The organism is Paenibacillus sp. S150, from assembly GCF_019352175.1.
Classification (GTDB): domain Bacteria; phylum Bacillota; class Bacilli; order Paenibacillales; family Paenibacillaceae; genus Paenibacillus_AQ.
This window is the reverse complement of the sequence record NZ_JACBYI010000002.1, coordinates 77,829-95,223: the sequence shown is the minus strand read 5'-3', so window position 1 is coordinate 95,223 and position 17,395 is coordinate 77,829. Positions and strand designations below refer to the sequence as shown.

The window sequence follows — 17,395 nt, the reverse complement described above, 5'->3', positions numbered from 1 at the left end:
TATGGATTTCAATCGATTTCTTTATACACGACAGTGTGGCGTTACTTCAATAGAAGGTAATCTGCCATAAAAACATTACTTTGTGAATATTGTGTGAAGTCTGGCTGATCAAGACTGGAGCACTGATGCTTGTAGCCTTAATTTAGCAATTAATTAAAAATTAAGATGTTAAATTTGTCACAGAAATCATGATAAATATCACATTCCCTGGACGCAGTCTTTTTTTGCTGTAATTGAAATGCCGGATTCAAAAAATTCCCATGCAAAAGCCCATCCTCTGCGGATGGGCCTTTATCAATTATATTATGCAGCCAGTCCTATGAAATCGGCCGGTCGCCGGGCATTACAATCATGGAAAACAGCTTGACGCTGTCTTGACAGTCTTCCGCCGCTTGAGGGCCTTGGCTTGGAGTTCATTGTGAAAATCACTCAATCACTCAATCATTCAGATCGGGCAGCATATGCTCGGCAATCAGCTGCTGCTTGCGGTTCCATAGCCGCTCGCTGAGATTCACACGATACACTTCCGGGTTCAGCTTGCGAAGATATTCCGGCCAGAACAAGTCAAGCTGTGCCTGATGATAGCTGCGGATTTCATCCAAGCCCGGCAGCGTGTATACCTGAACCCCGTTCACGAAGACGGGCTCCAGCATGGGCATAGCCTCGTACTCCTCCACATATTTCTGCAGGTAAGGATGCAGCGGATTAAACAGCTTCAGGCGGGCACCGCTCCGGGGCGCATCCTCGTCCGGGAAGCTGATATAATCAGCCAGCGCCTTGCCCTTGGGTCCGATAATCCGGAAGACATCCTTCTTGCCCGGGGTGGATACCTTCTCGGGATTGGATGAAATCTTGATCGTCGGCACCATTTCACCGGTGGGCGATTCAATCTCGACTAGCTTGTATACACCGCCCAGGGAAGGCTGATCCGAGGCTGTAATGAGCTGTGTGCCCACTCCCCACGTATCGATTGCCGCCCCCTGGGATTTCAGGTTCATAATCGTGTTCTCGTCCAGATCATTGGAGGCTACAATCTTCACATATTGAAGTCCTGCGTCATCCAGCATTTTGCGCGCCTGAATGGACAAATAGGCCAGGTCGCCGCTGTCCAGCCGGATCGCATTCATCCGTTTGCCCGCCGCTTCCAGCTTCTTCGCGGTATTGATTGCATGAGGCACACCGCTGCGCAGCGTATCGAAGGTATCCACCAGCAGCGTAACGCCGTCAGGCATCACCTTGGCATAGGCATCGAAGGCCTCCTGCTCGCTGGCAAAGCTCTGCACCCAGGAATGGGCGTGTGTGCCCTTCGTGGGAATGCCGAATAATTTGCCGGCCAGCATATTCGAGGTCGCATGGAAGCCGCCGACATAAGCCGCGCGTGCGCCCCAAACGGCCGCATCCGCTTCCTGCGCACGCCGGGTGCCGAATTCCAGCAAGGTATCCTTCGGAGCCACCTGCTTGATCCGTGAAGCCTTGGTAGCAATTAGAGTCTGGTAGTTCATAAAGTTCAGGATGGCCGTCTCAACGAGCTGCGCCTCCATGATCGTGCCCTCGACACGGATCAGAGGTTCCTCCGGGAAGACCAGCGCACCTTCTTTCATGGAGTGCAAGCTGCCCTGAAAATGGAATTCCAGCAGCTCCGCCAGAAACGCAGGCGCATAATTCTCCTCCTGCTCCGACAGATAGCGGATGTCCTCCTCCGTAAAACGCAGCTCGGCGATATACTGGGTGATACGCTCCAGCCCGGCGAACACGGCAAAGCCGTTGCCGAACGGAAGCTGGCGGAAATAGGCTTCGAACACCGCCCGTCGTTTATGGCTTCCGTTCATCCAATGGGCGTACATCATATTGATTTGATATTTATCTGTATGTAGAGCAAGTTCGTCCCTCAAATCCTCATCTCCTAGCTTTTCGCTGGTTATTGGAGTGTAATAGCGGTTATTCTGCTGTAACTACGGCCGCTCCAAGGCTGCCGCGGAAATGTCCCAGCGCCCAGAGATGCCCGTCCGGATTGAAGCTGGCTACGGCATCCTCGTGAACGACAATGCTGAAGCCCATGTTATAGGCATCCACTGCCGTATGCAGGACACAAATATCCGTGCAGACTCCGATCAGGTGCACCTCGGTAATGCCGCGTTCGCGGAGCTTCAGCGCAAGATCCGTGCCGCTGAAGGCGCTGTAGCGGGTTTTGTCCATCCAGTAGATTGAAGCCTGATTCTGCTCGTATACGTCCTTAAGGCTACCATAAAGCCCGCGCCCTTCGGTACCCCGCAGATTATGCGGCGGGAACAGCTTGCTCTCCGGATGATAGGGATCATTGTCCTCGTGCAGATCCACCGCCATCACGACATAATCGCCATTGTCTGCAAATGCCTGGGTCAGTTCACTGATTCGGGGTGCGATATCAATGCCGGGCTGCCCCACAGGCAGACTGCCGTCCACAAAATCATTGGTAAAATCAATTACGATCAATGCTCTCATTTCCGTTTACCTCCTGAAAGTTTTGTAGCATAAGCTTCCCCGAATTCATTTGGTACAAAACTCGCTTCGTAAGCATGGACTGAGTTTTGTGAGCATAAGCTTGCCTGAATTCACTTCATACAAAACTTGCTTCGAACGGATAGGCTAAGTATAGATCGATAACAAAGGCTCATGGTCCGTGAACATATAGAGCTGCGCCGGACGCTGGGAGTACTGGTTGGAGCTGACCGGATTGCCGGCTTCATCCCTCACTTCTTTTAATATACCCTGGCGGCTGCGGGTTGAAGTGATTTTGCGGATAAAATTCGGCTCCTTGAATTCAGGAACGACCGTCTGGATCACCTGATACAGCTCGCTGAGCGTGAAATGGCGGGGCAGAAACTGCCGGGCAATCGTGGTCTGCAGCATCTGCTGCTGAATCCGCAAATAGGCGTCGGTAATGATGTCATGGTGGTCAAAAGCAAGCTCAAGCTCCTCAAGCGCCTCCTGAAGCGTGAACAGCCCTACTTCTCCCGCGTCATCGGAAGCCTGTCTCTGCTCCAGCATCCACTCCTCCACCAGCGCAAAGAATGCATGGCTGATAATCCAGCCCCGCGGATCGCGTCCGGGCTTGCTGTACACGCCCAGATATTCCAGGTGTCCGCCGTCCACACCGGTTTCTTCCTTCAGCTCACGGGTCGCGGCATCGTAGATCGATTCATCCTCCTGGCAAAAGCCGCCAGGCAGCGCCCACATCCCGGCATAAGGCCATTTTTTGCGTTTGACCAGCATCACCTTAAGCTCGCGCAGCGGAAGCGTCTTGGTGACGGTCTTGCGCTCGCGTTTGGTCAGCGTAAACATGACGATGTCAGCCGGAACCCCGTCCGGCGTGCGGTATTTTTTGACATTATAGGTTTGTTCCCCGTTCTCGCTCACAATGAATCATCCTTTGCCGCAGCTTATTTAAATGTGGTTCGTCCTTGACTTAATCACCGCAGGTTGAAGGAGGAGCTTCGGTACCCGCTTCAACATTTATTTTCTCCGAAACGGTATCCCGGATCACAGAGATCACAAGCTGCAGCAGATAGTTGATGTCGCTCTGGCTCTGCTGGAACTCATTCACTACCGGAATCCCGTCGATCTCATCCTGCAAAGCTTCAATTTCACGTTCGATTTTGGCAACCATCTCCTGATTCTTGAAGCTTTCGAACGCCACGATCTCCTTCTGCTTCTTCTTAATCGTCGCAATGAGGCCCTGCACCCGTTCATGATTCAGAATTTTCTGCTCGGCCTGCTGGAAATGCCTTACCTCTTCGCTGGTGGAGATAAGCGAGGCAAGCTCTTTGGCTTTGCCCATAATATCCTCCCGAACGATAAGGTCGCGGGTATTGTAGCTCTGCATGCCGTATTCGTTCAAACGCGCTTCTTCCTGGCTCACTGGCATCGCCCCATTCCTGTATGATTATAGAATTGCCGCAGCTTCCGCCACACAATCCCCTTTAATGTACCAAGTTTTCGTATCGGTGATTCTGACCTGCACCATGGTGCCGATCAGCTCCTTCGGCCCTTCGAAATGCACCAGCTTGTTAGCGCGGCTGCGGCCGGACAGGACATTCGAATTATTTTTGCTCTCGCCTTCGACCAGCACCTCGACAATCTCGCCAAGCATCCGGTCATTGCTGACCCGGCTCTGCTCCTTGATCAGATCATTCAGACGCTGCAGGCGCTGACTCTTGACCTCCGGCGGCACATTGTCCTCCATCGAGGCTGCGGGCGTCCCTTCGCGCGGAGAATAAATGAAGGTATATGCCATATCATAGCCCACTTCGCGCACCAGCGACAACGTATCCTCGAACTGCTCCTCGGTTTCGCCGGGGAAGCCGACAATAATGTCGGTAGTCAGCACGGCGTTCGGCACGCTGGCCTTGATTTTGCTTACAAGCTCCAGATAGGCTTCGCGGCTGTATTTGCGGCTCATTTTCTTAAGTACGGCTGTGCTTCCCGACTGCACCGGCAGATGGATATGCTCCGTCAGATTGCCGCCTTTGCCGAGCACTTCAATCAATCTATCGTCAAAATCGCGGGGATGCGATGTCATGAAGCGGATGCGCGGAATATCAATCTTGCGCATGTCGTCCATCAGGTCCCCGAATGTATAGTCCAGATCGGTAAAATCCTTGCCGTAGGCATTTACATTCTGCCCCAGCAGAGTTACTTCCTTGAAGCCCTGGCGGGCCAAATCCCGCATCTCGGCGATCACATCTTCCGGACGGCGGCTGCGCTCCTTGCCCCGTGTGAACGGAACAATGCAATAGGTGCAGAATTTATCGCAGCCGTACATGATGTTGACCCAGGCGCGCAAGCCCTCCCGCTTTTTGGGCAGGTTCTCGATAATGTCCCCTTCCTTGGACCACACTTCCACAACCAGCTCCTTGCTGAACAAGGCTTCCTTGACCAGCTGCGGCAGGCGGTGAATGTTGTGGGTGCCGAAGATCATATCCACGAACCCATGCTTGGACATAATCCGGTTGACAACGCCTTCCTCCTGGGACATGCAGCCGCAAACCCCGAGCAGCAGACCCGGCTTCTCCAGCTTCAGGTTCTTGAGGTGGCCGAGCTCGCCGAACACCTTATCTTCAGCATTCTCACGGATGGCACAGGTATTCAGCAGAATAATATCCGCTGCATTCCGGTCCTCGGTGCCCTGGTAGCCCATTTGCTCCAGAAGCCCCTTCATCGTTTCGGTGTCATGCTCGTTCATCTGGCAGCCGTAGGTGGCAATCGAGTAATAATGCTGCTTGTTGCGGTTAATCTCTCTGAACTCTTCCATGATCTGCTTCGTTTCCGCATTCCCGAAATCAATAACCTCGATGTCCTGCTTGCCCCGGCGCTTGCCTTCCTTGTAATCCGGGTTGGAGTTGATTTGAACGGTGCGGCCCTTGATCCGGTAGGTTGTTTTGCCTTCTTCTTCACTGATGACTTTGGCATCAGAAAAATCAAAATACTTCGAGTAATCCTTCGAACCACCCTTGCCGGATTTTAAGTCCGGTGAGTTATTCCCCATTGTCATTGTTTCACGTCCTTTATGAATGAAGCTCTGCAGCTTGTGCAGGGCTGGAATTGTAATGCTCAAGTAAAAATTATAGCATAAATCATCCATTCCGGTAACTTGAAGCAGAGACGGTGTTGCCGCTGCGCGTTCTACCCGAACAAAACGGCTATGCCGTCCTTGACCGGGCAGCGCAGATGTTTGCATTTCAGGTGTAAGGCTGGCTGCGGAAGCCAGGCGGGAAGCCATGTGGAAAAGGTCACTTCATATTCCCCCAGCCGCTTTTTCTCAAGGTGCTAGTGGGAAAAAGGATACCTAATCGATCCGTTTCTCCCCCCTTCAGGGAAATGCACCTAAATAAGATGAACTGAAACATTAACAAGCAGAAACGGCTACGCCGTATAAGGGACGGGGCGTTTCAGCGAGAAATAGAAGGATAATTGAGTGTGCCGAGCATATAAATTCTATATATTTTTAAAAAAAAGCCTGCCTTAATGGTAAAAAGGAACACTAAGGTAGCGCATTCGGATTCCGGATCATCCCTAGTGGGAAAAAGTACAACTAATTCGGCTGAATTCAGCCATATGAAGGGAGTGGGCCTCCATGAAGTGTACAAAATCCCACTAAAGCCCGTTCAAGCCAAAATTCCAGCCCATTAGTGTTACTTTTTACACTTCGCTTTCGTTCCCTATGAACTCCTTGCGTTCCATCACGTCCCTGCCCCAGTAGCGGCCTCGGTTGGAACCGCTCTATTCCGCGCTTCCTCCTGCAAAACATAGAACCCGCAGACTCAGCACCATTCAGCACGATTAAGACGCATTATAATTTCCCCCTAACTTCATACCTGCCTTATCCACAATTGACGAGAAGCATAATTTCCTTAACTAAAATAAAGCAGCCCCAAAAGGGACTGCTTCGGTATAGAATGCTATCCGGGTATCAGCTTCAGCTCAAAGGCTTCATCCCTCCGGCAGATCAGCCTGCCGTCCGCAACATCCAGCCGGGCCGCCTGAATAGAGGAGCGGCGCGATCCCGCCGAGGCTTCCTGCTCCCGACTGCCGGTGCGTTCCGGGTGCGTAAAGTAAAAGATATATGCCTTATCCTCCTGTACAACCACATCGGCGTGCAGGCCAATCGTTCCATCCTCCGCCCGGCTGCCCGGTGCATCCAGAATCCTTCCGTTTCGTTCCCATGATTCCAGATCGGCCGAGCGGTATACGCCCTGCCCCTGCCATTCATCAATAACCATCCAGTAGTACCCTTTGAATTCGAATACATTCGGCCCTTCATGAGGCTGATGCGTCAGGACAGGACCAACAACCTCCCAGCTGTACAGGTTGGGACTGTCGGCAGCATAGGTCAGAGAACCCGCGGCTTCATCCTTGTACCACATCCGGAAGCTGCCCGACGGAAGCCGGTAGACACAGGCGTCGATCACGCGGTTCGAGCTGAGGGCAAGCTTCGACTGATAAGCCCAGGCCAGCAGATCAGGGCTTGTGTAGTGCAGGATGCGCCGGTCATTGCCTTCCCAGCGGTCAGGCACCCCCTGGATATAAGTTACATACATATGATACAAGCCATCATGCCAGATAATCTCCGGGGCCCAGAAGGTATTGCACCCCCATTCGAAATCAAGGCCTGGAAGCTGACCGCGGTAGACCCAGGTTGCCCCGCCGTCGCGGGAAGCGGCAACGCCCAGGCCGCTTCCATGAACCCAGGCCACACCAGGCCCTTCAGCTGCTGCCCGGCGGCTGGTATAGACCATCCACCATTCCCCTGCGGACCGGTTCCAGATCAAGGTCGGATCGGCCGCTCCATCATAAATCGGATCACGGTATAAAGGTGCATTCACCGGAATTCTCCTTACACTTTGATTTGTCTGCCTTTAGCCATTGCTGCTTGTGCGGCTCATTCTTAATACCGTCACCGAATGCGGCGGAAACTCATAACTCAGGCTGTTACCTTCCACAGCAAGCGGACGTTCTGCAGGCGCAACACGCGCCGGGAATTCGAAGCTGTTCTCCGCATCCAGACTGTGCCCGGACAGCTCATATACCCGGACCGCCATCCCGGAGCTGGGCCAATCAGCAAGCACAAGCTTGGCAGTGATAACTGATTCCTGTACATTTACAGCCTTCAGAATAATATCACCGCTCGCCTCTTCAACACTTGCCGAATAATAGAGCGGCTCGATGGCAGCCAGCGGATCTTCAGCTTCATTGACCAGGATGCCATTAATGGAAGCGCGGATGTTCCGCCCCGACACTTCAAGCTCCAGACTGTATTCCTCATCCGTCTCTACGGTGAACATGCTCTGCGTGAGAACAGCGGCACTGCCATCCACCATGGAACAGATCATCGTATCCTGATTCTGCCAGCCGCCAACCTCCCACCAGAGTTGATTCCGCTCATCCTGCCGGCCGAAATACAGCTTGAACCCTTTGCTTCCGGCAATTCTCAGCACTTTCAATCTTATAATATAATGATCTCCGGCCCCTTCCCCCAGCTCCAGGGTGTGTTTGACACCGCTCGCTTCGGCATCCGGCAGCGCAGAGATTATCGCGTCCAGCTCCGGATACCCCTGCTTCCCACCCGTGGCTGAATTCTCCAGCTCAATATCGTAAACCCTGAAGGACGACGCATCTGCGGCAATAGCAATTTTCCCGGTAATCGGAGTGTCCGCAGGAGCCACAGGGGCAGCAAATCCGCTGGCCTCGGCCTTCAGCAGCTGATCTCCATGATGATTCATGAACAGCTTCTGCACATAATAGTTCGGTGTAGGATACACCTCATGATTATTGAACCAGATCATGTCCGGCTTCCAGTTGGCGTAATCGGCATTGCACAGCAGAGGGGCATAGCAGGCCAGTCCGACCGCATGCGCATTGTTCTCAAGTCCGGTCATGAAGGCCGCTTCAATTAAGGCGTTGTAATATTTGTTGCCCCAAGATGCGTATTCACCCAGAAAAACCTTGGGTTCGTCTGCCTTGAAGTTTTTATAGCGGTGAATATTGGCCAAAAACCATGCCGGCGACTGATAATAATGCTCGTCCACCAGATCTGAACCCTGCTCCCTGGCTGACCTCCAGCCCCGTTCGTACTCACCGCCGGCAGCAAACGGACCGCTGGAATTGATCACCTTCATATGCGGATACTTTTCCTTGATCGCCTTGTGGAAATAAGCGTACCGTTCAAAAAACGGCTCACCTACCTCCTCATTGCCGATGCCGATATACTCCAGGCCGAACGGCTCCGGATGTCCGAGTCCGGCCCGAATGCCGCCCCATTCCGTTCCGGCGTCACCTGCGGCAAATTCAATCAGGTCGAGCGCATCTGCAATCCACGGTCCAAGTTCATCCAGCGGAACCATCCGCTTATGATGCGGGTCATATCCGCCGGGCAGCACCGGAATCGGCTTGGCCCCAATATCCTCGCAGAATTGAAAATACTCGTAGTATCCCAGGCCCAGCGTCTGATTGTATGACCAATTGTTCCGTCTTGCCGGTCTTGCGGACACATCACCCAGCGTGTTCTTCCAGCGGTACATGGAATCCCTGTCTTCGGCGTTCAAGGACCCGTCATGAACAAGACATCCCCCTGGAAAACGCATGAACTTCGGCTTCAGCCCGGCCAGCAGAAGGGCGATATCTTCGCGGAGGCCGCCCGGCCGCCCCAGAAAGGTTTGGGCCGGAAACAGCGATACCATATCCAGACAGACCTTCCCGCTCCAGTTGCCGCTGATTACCAGACGGCTGCTGTAATCCGTGCGCTCAGCCGTAAGACTTGCTTCATACCGGGTCCATTCGGAGCCCTTTGCCACGATGCTGCTCTGTGCATGAATGCTGCCCTCCACACCTTCAAGCGTGATTGACAAAGGTTTCTCCGAACCATCTAAGCAGCGGACATATACCGAGAACAAATAGCTCTCACCTGCTCTGACCGGAATGCCGCTGTTGAAGCCCAGATTCATAATCCCGGCACTTCCCCCGCTACTGTGCAGGTCAAGCACCGCATAATGCGGATTGCGCGGGTGAAGCGGATCATGATCCCCGATTGTAATCTCTGCCCTGGCGTCTCCGCGTTCAATCTTCTCCCATGCCGTCAGCGCATGATAGCTCTTATGGTCGACCGGATCAAATTCAAAGGAACGGTTCTGCACCAGCTCCGCATAAAGTCCTCCATCCGCCGCATGATTAAGATCCTCGAAGAAAATGCCGAATAAATCACCAAGTGCTGCTCCGCGCTGCTGCGTATGTATTTTCAGCACCTGCTCCTTTTCAGTCATTGCCTCATCTCCTGTAATAAATATATATATTAATTAAATCATACTTATATAAATCATTATAAGCCTGGCGTTTTGCATCCGTCAATTTGCAAATCGGCAGCATAAATTCCGGAGGGATTCCATAAAAAAACATCCCCCGGAAGGCCCGCAGGCCTAGTGCAGAGGATGTTGTAAAGCTGGCTGTATCGGATTCATGCGGCAACAAATTAACTATGCCTGAACCGGCTGAAAATAAAGCTTTCAACTGTCAATTTAATAGAATGTCTTCGTTGATTCGGAAGTAAAGGCGATAATCTCGTCGATTTTGCCGCTCTGCAGCTTGACGGGCCAGGCCGGATCGCTAATGAGTGCCCTGCCTACGGCAACAAGATCAAATTCCGCTTTTTCCAGCTTCTCCAGCAGCCTTTCGAGATTGTCTTCTTCATTTTTCTCAGTGACTGCGGTTACGAACTCGCTGTTCAGACCTACGGAACCCACGGTGATCGTTGGCTTGCCGGTGATTTTCTTCGTCCAGCCGGCCAGGTTCAGCTCGGAGCCTTCGAATTCCGGCAGCCAGAAGCGGCGTGTTGAGCAATGGAAGATATCTACACCCGCATTGCTGAGCGGAGTGAGGAACCGTGCCAGTTCGTCCGGTGTCTGCGCCAGCCTGGCGGAATAGTCCCCGCTCTTCCACTGCGAGAAGCGGAGGATGACCGGAAAATCCGGTCCAACTGCGCGGCGGCAGGCGTCGATGATTTGGACGGCAAACGTTGTCCGCGCTTCCAGATCGCCGCCGTACTCATCGGTGCGCTTGTTGGTTTTGTCCCAGAAAAATTGGTCAATCAAATAGCCATGCGCCCCGTGCAGCTCAATCCCGTCAAAGCCGGCAGTCTGGGCATCGGCGGCTGCCTGCGCGAATGCGGCAACAATCCCGTCAATCTCCTGCCGGGTCATAGGCTCCGTAACCTGCTCACCGGCCAGATTCAGTCCGCTCGGCCCGACCGGCAGCGCATCTGCATTCGGCAGCTGGCCAATTGTCCGGGCCATGCCGACATGCCAGAGCTGAGGAACGATTGTGCCTCCGGCTGCATGTACTTCTTCAACAACCTGCGCCCACCCCTTCAGCGAGGCTTCGCCATGGATATTCGGGATATTCTGGTGGCTGACCGCCGCAGGATGGTTAATCGCTGTTCCCTCTGTAATGATCAGCCCGACCCCACCTTCAGCACGGCGGCGGTAGTACGCGGCGACATCATTTCCGGGAACGCCATCCGGCGAATTCACCCGGGTCATAGGTGCCATCACGATACGGTTCTTAAGAGACAGGCTTCCAGCCTGAAAAGGGGTAAACAATCGATCGGTATTCATATCCAGCCTCCATTTTATAATATAATTACTTTAATTGACATTCCACAGGGCTAAAGCCGAGGGATTCTTAGCTAGTTGGTGCGTCCGCAGTCCATTTCTGGTTTGGACAACTGCTAAGTTCAGGGCTGTGCCGTCAGCCCATCCTAAGATAGTGCATATATTTAGTTGTGGTTTTGGTCTTTCATATAGTGATGTTCTTTGTTTTCCTGTTTACGGATAGCCGATAGCTTTTTGAGCTTCCCCATCTTTCTTCTAGGCTCTTTATATTTGCGGCGAATGTACTTATTTTGTCTGCCGTTGCCGACAAACCTGGTTTTTCCTGTTGATGTGGCAACGACAGCGGGAACCTTCAAGCCTAAGTCAAGACCCTGAGCCGCTGTACTTTTCCGTCCGCCATGACAGGAAACGAGACGGTATTGCCGTGAATGGAGATGCACATGATCGGGCATGACTTCCATTGCAACAATGAGCCAATGGTTATCTATGCAGAGTTGCAACACAAGCTCATTAAATCGGGCTTCTACTTGTTTGACTAATACCTTTCTTCGGTATCGTGGACAAAATACAAAATGGTAGTTGATTAACGATACAGCTGCTGCCGTTCTTCTATACTCTTGTCCCATATGATCATGGTATCAGTTAGACTATTTAACTGCAACAAAAGCATGCGGAGATGCAGGACAATTAAGCTGTCCGGTGGACAGCCCTTGTCCTACGCCGATTCATCCCATGCCTGAAGGCGAGGGCTTTCTCGGTTAGATTCTGTAATCATACTATCGCTCTTGCAGTAAGCAAAAGCACATAGAGCTATCCAAATCTGCAAGCAAAAGCCGGACACAGCAGTTCCCCGCCATGCCCGGCTTTCGATTCAAAAGAAGCTTAACCCATCCGGATTCCAATACAAATTATAATTCCAATATCCCCGCTTTTGGCGTTACATGGAATGCCGCGGCCAGATCGGCCAGCTGCCGGTCTGTGATCTTCTGCTTGATTTCTCTGCCGCCGATCAGATTGTAGACAATCGCGGCTTTTTCAATCGTTTCCACCAGTCCGAACGTAGCATCCATGGTTGCTCCGGTGACAAAAATCCCATGCTGCGGCCAGACGACCACGCGGTAGTCTTTCATTTTGTCGGCGGTCGCCCGGCCAATTTCACTGCTGCCCGGAACGATCCAAGGAATAACGCCGACGCCGTCAGGAAAGACCACCAGGCATTCGGTGCACATTTCCCACAGGGTTTTGGTGAATTTCAGCTCATCCAGATCATGGGTAAAGGTCATGGCGATGACATTCGTGGCATGGGTATGCAGCACAATACGGTGCGACGGGTCGACCTTCAGGCGTTCAATATGGCTCATAAAATGCGAAGCCAGCTCACTGGTCGGCACTGCGCCGTTCCGCAGACCCCACAGCACTTCTACACTTTCACCGCTGTGACTGACACGCAGCACACCGAGATTCGCTTCCGGATCTTTGATCACATTGCGGAAATATTTACCCGATCCAGTGACGATGAAATATTTACCTGCAAGCTCTTGAACAGGAAAGGTCAGGTTAATCGTCCGCAAAGGCTGCCGGATGTTAATATATTTCGCTACTTCTTCCTCATCCAGCAGATAGCTCACGTTGCCGCCATTCAGCTCATCCCAGCCCAGCGACCACATATGATGGGTGATTTCGGACATTTCCTGGATAAACGGCGCTTCAACACCGGCGATATAGCCTTGGGATTCAATTAAGGATGTGCTCATATGTTTTCTCTCCTTTATATGCATTGCTCTACAAGCTCAACTTTGAGATTTTCCTATTGGGTCTGGCCTTAACAGCCCAGCCCCTTATCTTGCAGACAGCACTTCCTGCTCGTAGGTTTTCACTTCAGCCAGCCACTGCTCCCGTACCGGCGTATTCTGCGAAGCACAGTAGTAATCCCAGACCGCACCGAACGGATAGGACTTGAATTCCTCCACCAGAGCCAGACGGGAGGTATAATCCCCGGCCAGTTCAATCGCTCGCAGCTCAGCCACAGGCTCCAGCATGGCGCGCAGCAGCGCTTTGATGGTATTGCGTGTGCCGATGACCCATGCGGCGATGTGATTGATGCTGCCGTCAAAAAAGTCCAGGCCGATATTCGTGCGGTCCAGCAGATCTCCGCGGACGAGCTCGCGGGCGATTTCGAGCAGTTCGTCATCCATCGTCACCACATGATCGCTGTCCCAGCGCACCGGTCTGCTGACATGCAGCAGCAGCTGCTCACTGAACATCAGAATCGAGGACAGCTTATTGGAAATGACTTCCGTCGGATGGAAATGACCGGCATCCAGGCAAATTGTCTTGCCCCGGGTCAGACCATAGCCCATATAGAACTCATGGGACCCGACCACATAGCTCTCCGAGCCAATTCCGAACAGCTTGCTCTCCACCGCATCTATGTTGTACTGCGGATCAATTTCTTCACTGAACACTTCATCCAGGGATTCCTTCAGCCGCATGCGCGGCGCCAGACGGTCCACCGGAGTATCCTTGTACCCGTCCGGTACCCAGAAATTCGTCACACAGGGCTGTCCCAGCTCGCGGCCAAAATACTCGGCAATCCGGCGCGAAGCCTTGCAGTGCTTGATCCAAAAGCTGCGGATCTTCTCGTCGGCATGGCTCAGGGTGAAGCCGTCTGCTGCATTCGGATGGGAGAAGCAGGTCGGATTGAAATCGAGGCCCAGCCCTTGTGCATTGGCCCAATCGACCCAAGCTGCAAAATGGCGCGGAGCAAGCTCATCCAGATCCACCTGCTCGTCCGTGTCGGCATAGATGGCATGCAGATTTACTTTGTGCTTGCCCGGAATCAGCGACAGCGCCTTCTCCAGATCCCGGCGCAGCTCATCCGGCGTTCCGGCCCGGCCCGGATAGCTGCCGGTAACAGCAATGCCCCCGCTGAGCTCCTTATCTTTGAACAGGAATCCCTGCACATCATCACCTTGCCAGCAGTGCAGAGAAACTTTGATCTGTGCCAGCCTCGTAAGCACTTCATCCACGTTGATTCCATGGGCGGCGTATAATTTTTTGGCTTCGTTATAGCTGTTGATGATACTCTGATCCATGCTGTGACCTCCTAAAAGTTTTGTGAGCATCCTCCCTGAATTCACTTCGTGCAAAACTCACTTCGTGAAAACTCTAGCACTTCTCAAGTTCAACTAGACGGAAGTGGAAAAAGTAGACGTAATATTGTTTTTCGCCCACCTAAAACGTCTTAAGTGGTAAAAAGTAGAACTAATCGGCCGGGATTGGTCTTTCTGGCGGGATTTGGCTAAATTTAAGTGTAGAAAATCCCACTAAACCCCGCAGCAGCGCGGATTGTAACGAATTAGTTGTAGAAAATCCACTTAGCCTCCCACAGCCTATCAATCTGCCGCAAGGTTATATACTGTCACCAGCGGCAACCGGCGCATGAAGCGCCTCCCAGCGGGCCAGCACTTCTTGCAGCCCCGGAACCGCGCAGGGGCTATAGGCTGCAATGGGAAAAGAGTTGCCGATAATCTCCCTGGCTTCGGCGATATTGCCTACGCTGCCCTCATGAATCAGCTGAACCGCCAGATTTCCCAGCGCCGTTGCTTCCGTAGGCCCGGCCAGCACCTCCCTGCCGATCACATCGGCCGTCAGCTGGCACAGCAGCCCGTTATTCGCTCCGCCGCCGACGATTTGCAGCACCTCCACCGCCGTTCCCGTAAGCTCTTCCAGCTCCTGCAGATAACTCCTGTAGGACAAGGCCAGGCTGTCGAAAATACAGCGGGCAAGCTGTCCCGGCGTTTGCGGAACCGGCTGGCTGCTCTCCGCACAGGCCGAGCGGATTTCTTCAATCATGTTATCCGGATTAAGGAAGCGGTCGCCATTGCAAGGAATCAGGCTGCGGAAGCCTTCGGCTTCCCCGGCCAGCCGGGCCAGCTCGGCAAAGCTGAAGCGGCCGCCGTCCAATCTGCGGACCTCCTGAATGAGCCACAGCCCCATAATGTTTTTGAGGAAGCGGTAGGTGCCGAAGGCTCCCCATTCGTTCGTATAATTGGCTGCCATTGCCTGCGGGTTGTTGATTGGCCGGCTAAGCTCCACGCCCAGCAGCGACCACGTGCCGCTGCTGATGTACGCCGAAGTACGGCCGCTCTGCACAGGAACACCAAGCACGGCAGAGGCTGTATCATGTGTGGCGGCGCAGATCAGCCGGCACTGAGGCAGATCATACCTGGCCACAAGTGACTCCTTAATGAATCCAAGGCTCTCTCCCGGTACTGTCAGCGGGGCAAACTGCTCTCTGCGCAAGTGGAGAAGTGCCAGCAGCTCAGAGTCAAAATCGCCGGTCTCCAAATTCAGCAATTGGGTGGTCGAAGCATTGGTAGCCTCGTTGATCTTCCGGCCGCCCAATTTATAGTAGAGATAATCCGGCACCAGCAGAATTTGATCGGCTTCAGCCAGCTCTTGCCGGTCATGGGCGTATAGCTGATATAAGGTATTAAAGGTTAATTGCTGAATCCCTGTTTTGGCATAGACGGTCTCCGGCGGAATTAGACTAGCCACTTCCTCCATAACCCCGTCCGTACGGCGGTCACGGTAGGCATACACCTCCTGTATACGGTTCCCCTCCGCATCCAGGAGCACATAATCGACTGCCCAGGTGTCGATGCCAAGGGTACACTCGGTGATGCCTTGGGCTTTGGCCTTGCCCAGCCCGCTGATGATCTGGTCGAACAAATAATCAATATCCCAGAAGCAGGAGCCGTCACGCTCCGTGAAGCCATTGCTGAAACGGTGTATTTCCTCAAGGGCAAGCTTCCCGTCCCTGAGCGTCCCGAGCACGAGCCGGCCGCTGGAAGCGCCGATATCGACAGCGATATGTCTGTTCATAGAAGCTCTCCTTACTTTGAAAGGTTGTAACTAGAGAATTTTGCGGAACAGGGCAATGACCTCTTCCTTCGTTGGAATGAACGGATTGCCGGGTGCGCAAGCGTCCTTCATCGAGTTCTCCGCAAGCAGGTCAAGATCAACCTCGTCTACGCCAAGCTCGGATAATCTGGACGGGATGCCCACTTCCTTGGATAGTGCCTTGATTGATTCGATGACGAATCCGGCACATTCCTGATCGCTTTTGCCTTCGGTCTGCAGGCCGATGGCCTTGGCAATGCTTCTGAATTTCTCCGGAACATGCTTCGCGTTCTCTTCTTCCACAAAGGGCAGGAGCATCGCATTGCAGACGCCGTGCGGAAGATCGTACACGCCGCCAAGCTGATGGGCCATTGCGTGCACATAGCCAAGCCCGGCATTGTTGAACGCCAGACCGCCAAGGAAGATGGCATAGACCATTTGCTCGCGGGCTTCAATATCATGGCCGTTCTTCACAGTACGGGCCAGATTTGCGAAGATCAGCTCCACCGCAGCAAGGGCGGTAGCGTCCGTTACCGGATAAGCACCCGGTGTAACCAGGGCTTCGATGGCATGGGTCAGCGCATCCATTCCGGTTGCCGCCGTAAGCGCGGCCGGTTTGTCAATCATCAGCTCGGGATCATTCACCGAAATGGTGGCGATGCTGTTTTTATCGACCATAACCATCTTCACTTTGCGTTCTTCATCTGTAATGACATAGTTGATGGTGACTTCGGCAGAGGTGCCGGCGGTAGTATTGACCGCTATAATTGGAAGAGATTTATTTCGGGATTTGTGCACGCCTTCATATTCCTTGATATGCCCGCCGTTAGTAGCGATAATTCCGATCGCCTTGGCCGTATCCTGCGGCGAGCCTCCGCCTATGGAGATCAGATAGTCGCATTCGTGCAAGTTCAGGAACTCCACGCCGTCATGGACATTTTTACATGTGGGGTTCGGCTTGACTTCATCATATACCGCATATTTAAGGCCCGCCTCATCCAATACAGCCAGCAGCTTGCCGGCGATGCCGCTCTTGACCAGAAACTTGTCGGTGACCACAAGCGCCTTCTTCAATTTCAATTCCTGAATATAAGGACCAATATCCTTCAGACAGCCTTTTCCCATAATGTTGGTGGACGGAACATAATAGACATGAGTGCTCATTGATTGACCAGCCTCCCAGGCAATTTGTTATTGCGGCTACATACATTAATGTTCCTCTTCGCAAGCCTCAAGCTCTATGCCGGCTGCGGCACCTCAGGCTGGTCTCTGAGCAGAAAAAAACAGCCGACCGGCATTGGCGCCTCTCTAAAAAGGTATCGCTTACAATCAGAGCATTAACACTCTCATCG

At 53.0% G+C, this 17,395-nt stretch carries 12 protein-coding genes and 1 pseudogene; all 13 read right to left on the bottom strand.

Features of this window, described 5'->3' with window-relative positions; genetic code table 11:
• Positions 1-437 precede the first annotated feature (437 nt).
• The 13 genes and pseudogenes from HYD27_RS02965 to HYD27_RS02900 all read right to left on the bottom strand — a co-directional run bounded on the left by HYD27_RS02965 (position 438) and on the right by HYD27_RS02900 (position 17,207).
• On the bottom strand, positions 438-1,892 hold the full coding sequence (locus HYD27_RS02965) for a nicotinate phosphoribosyltransferase (protein WP_219211290.1): 1,455 nt from the start codon (positions 1,890-1,892) through the stop codon (positions 438-440).
• Between the two features lie 46 nt (positions 1,893-1,938).
• Positions 1,939-2,481: a cysteine hydrolase family protein gene (locus HYD27_RS02960; protein WP_219211289.1), complete on the bottom strand. Its 543-nt coding sequence runs from the start codon at positions 2,479-2,481 to the stop codon at positions 1,939-1,941.
• Between the two features lie 144 nt (positions 2,482-2,625).
• Positions 2,626-3,396 (bottom strand): NUDIX domain-containing protein, encoded by a 771-nt coding sequence (locus HYD27_RS02955; protein WP_375373887.1) that lies wholly within the window; start codon positions 3,394-3,396, stop codon positions 2,626-2,628.
• 49 nt (positions 3,397-3,445) lie between these two features.
• Positions 3,446-3,904, bottom strand: coding sequence for a YlbF/YmcA family competence regulator (locus HYD27_RS02950; protein ID WP_220101480.1), 459 nt, complete (start codon positions 3,902-3,904; stop codon positions 3,446-3,448).
• A gap of 18 nt (positions 3,905-3,922) precedes the next feature.
• On the bottom strand, positions 3,923-5,530 hold the full coding sequence (gene miaB, locus HYD27_RS02945; RefSeq protein ID WP_219211286.1) for a tRNA (N6-isopentenyl adenosine(37)-C2)-methylthiotransferase MiaB: 1,608 nt from the start codon (positions 5,528-5,530) through the stop codon (positions 3,923-3,925).
• A gap of 907 nt (positions 5,531-6,437) precedes the next feature.
• Positions 6,438-7,361, bottom strand: coding sequence for a glycoside hydrolase family protein (locus HYD27_RS02940; RefSeq protein ID WP_219211285.1), 924 nt, complete (start codon positions 7,359-7,361; stop codon positions 6,438-6,440).
• 33 nt (positions 7,362-7,394) lie between these two features.
• A complete protein-coding gene (locus HYD27_RS02935; RefSeq protein ID WP_219211284.1) occupies positions 7,395-9,794 on the bottom strand; it encodes an alpha-L-arabinofuranosidase C-terminal domain-containing protein in 2,400 nt (799 codons plus the stop codon).
• Between the two features lie 252 nt (positions 9,795-10,046).
• Entirely contained in the window at positions 10,047-11,141 is a 1,095-nt protein-coding gene (locus HYD27_RS02930) for an NADH:flavin oxidoreductase (protein ID WP_219211282.1), read from the bottom strand.
• 428 nt (positions 11,142-11,569) lie between these two features.
• Positions 11,570-11,764 (bottom strand): annotated as a pseudogene (gene tnpA / locus HYD27_RS32875) (IS200/IS605 family transposase); the annotation flags it as partial.
• A 282-nt stretch (positions 11,765-12,046) separates the two neighbouring features.
• The gene (gene rhaD / locus HYD27_RS02915) at positions 12,047-12,892 is read right to left on the bottom strand and encodes a rhamnulose-1-phosphate aldolase (protein WP_219211280.1); all 846 of its coding nucleotides are present in this window, start codon (positions 12,890-12,892) and stop codon (positions 12,047-12,049) included.
• Positions 12,893-12,976: 84 nt separating this feature from the next.
• Entirely contained in the window at positions 12,977-14,233 is a 1,257-nt protein-coding gene (rhaA, locus tag HYD27_RS02910; RefSeq protein WP_219211278.1) for an L-rhamnose isomerase, read from the bottom strand.
• 316 nt (positions 14,234-14,549) lie between these two features.
• Positions 14,550-16,025 (bottom strand): rhamnulokinase, encoded by a 1,476-nt coding sequence (gene rhaB / locus HYD27_RS02905; RefSeq protein WP_219211275.1) that lies wholly within the window; start codon positions 16,023-16,025, stop codon positions 14,550-14,552.
• 30 nt (positions 16,026-16,055) lie between these two features.
• The gene (locus HYD27_RS02900) at positions 16,056-17,207 is read right to left on the bottom strand and encodes an iron-containing alcohol dehydrogenase (protein ID WP_219211272.1); all 1,152 of its coding nucleotides are present in this window, start codon (positions 17,205-17,207) and stop codon (positions 16,056-16,058) included.
• Positions 17,208-17,395 lie beyond the last annotated feature (188 nt).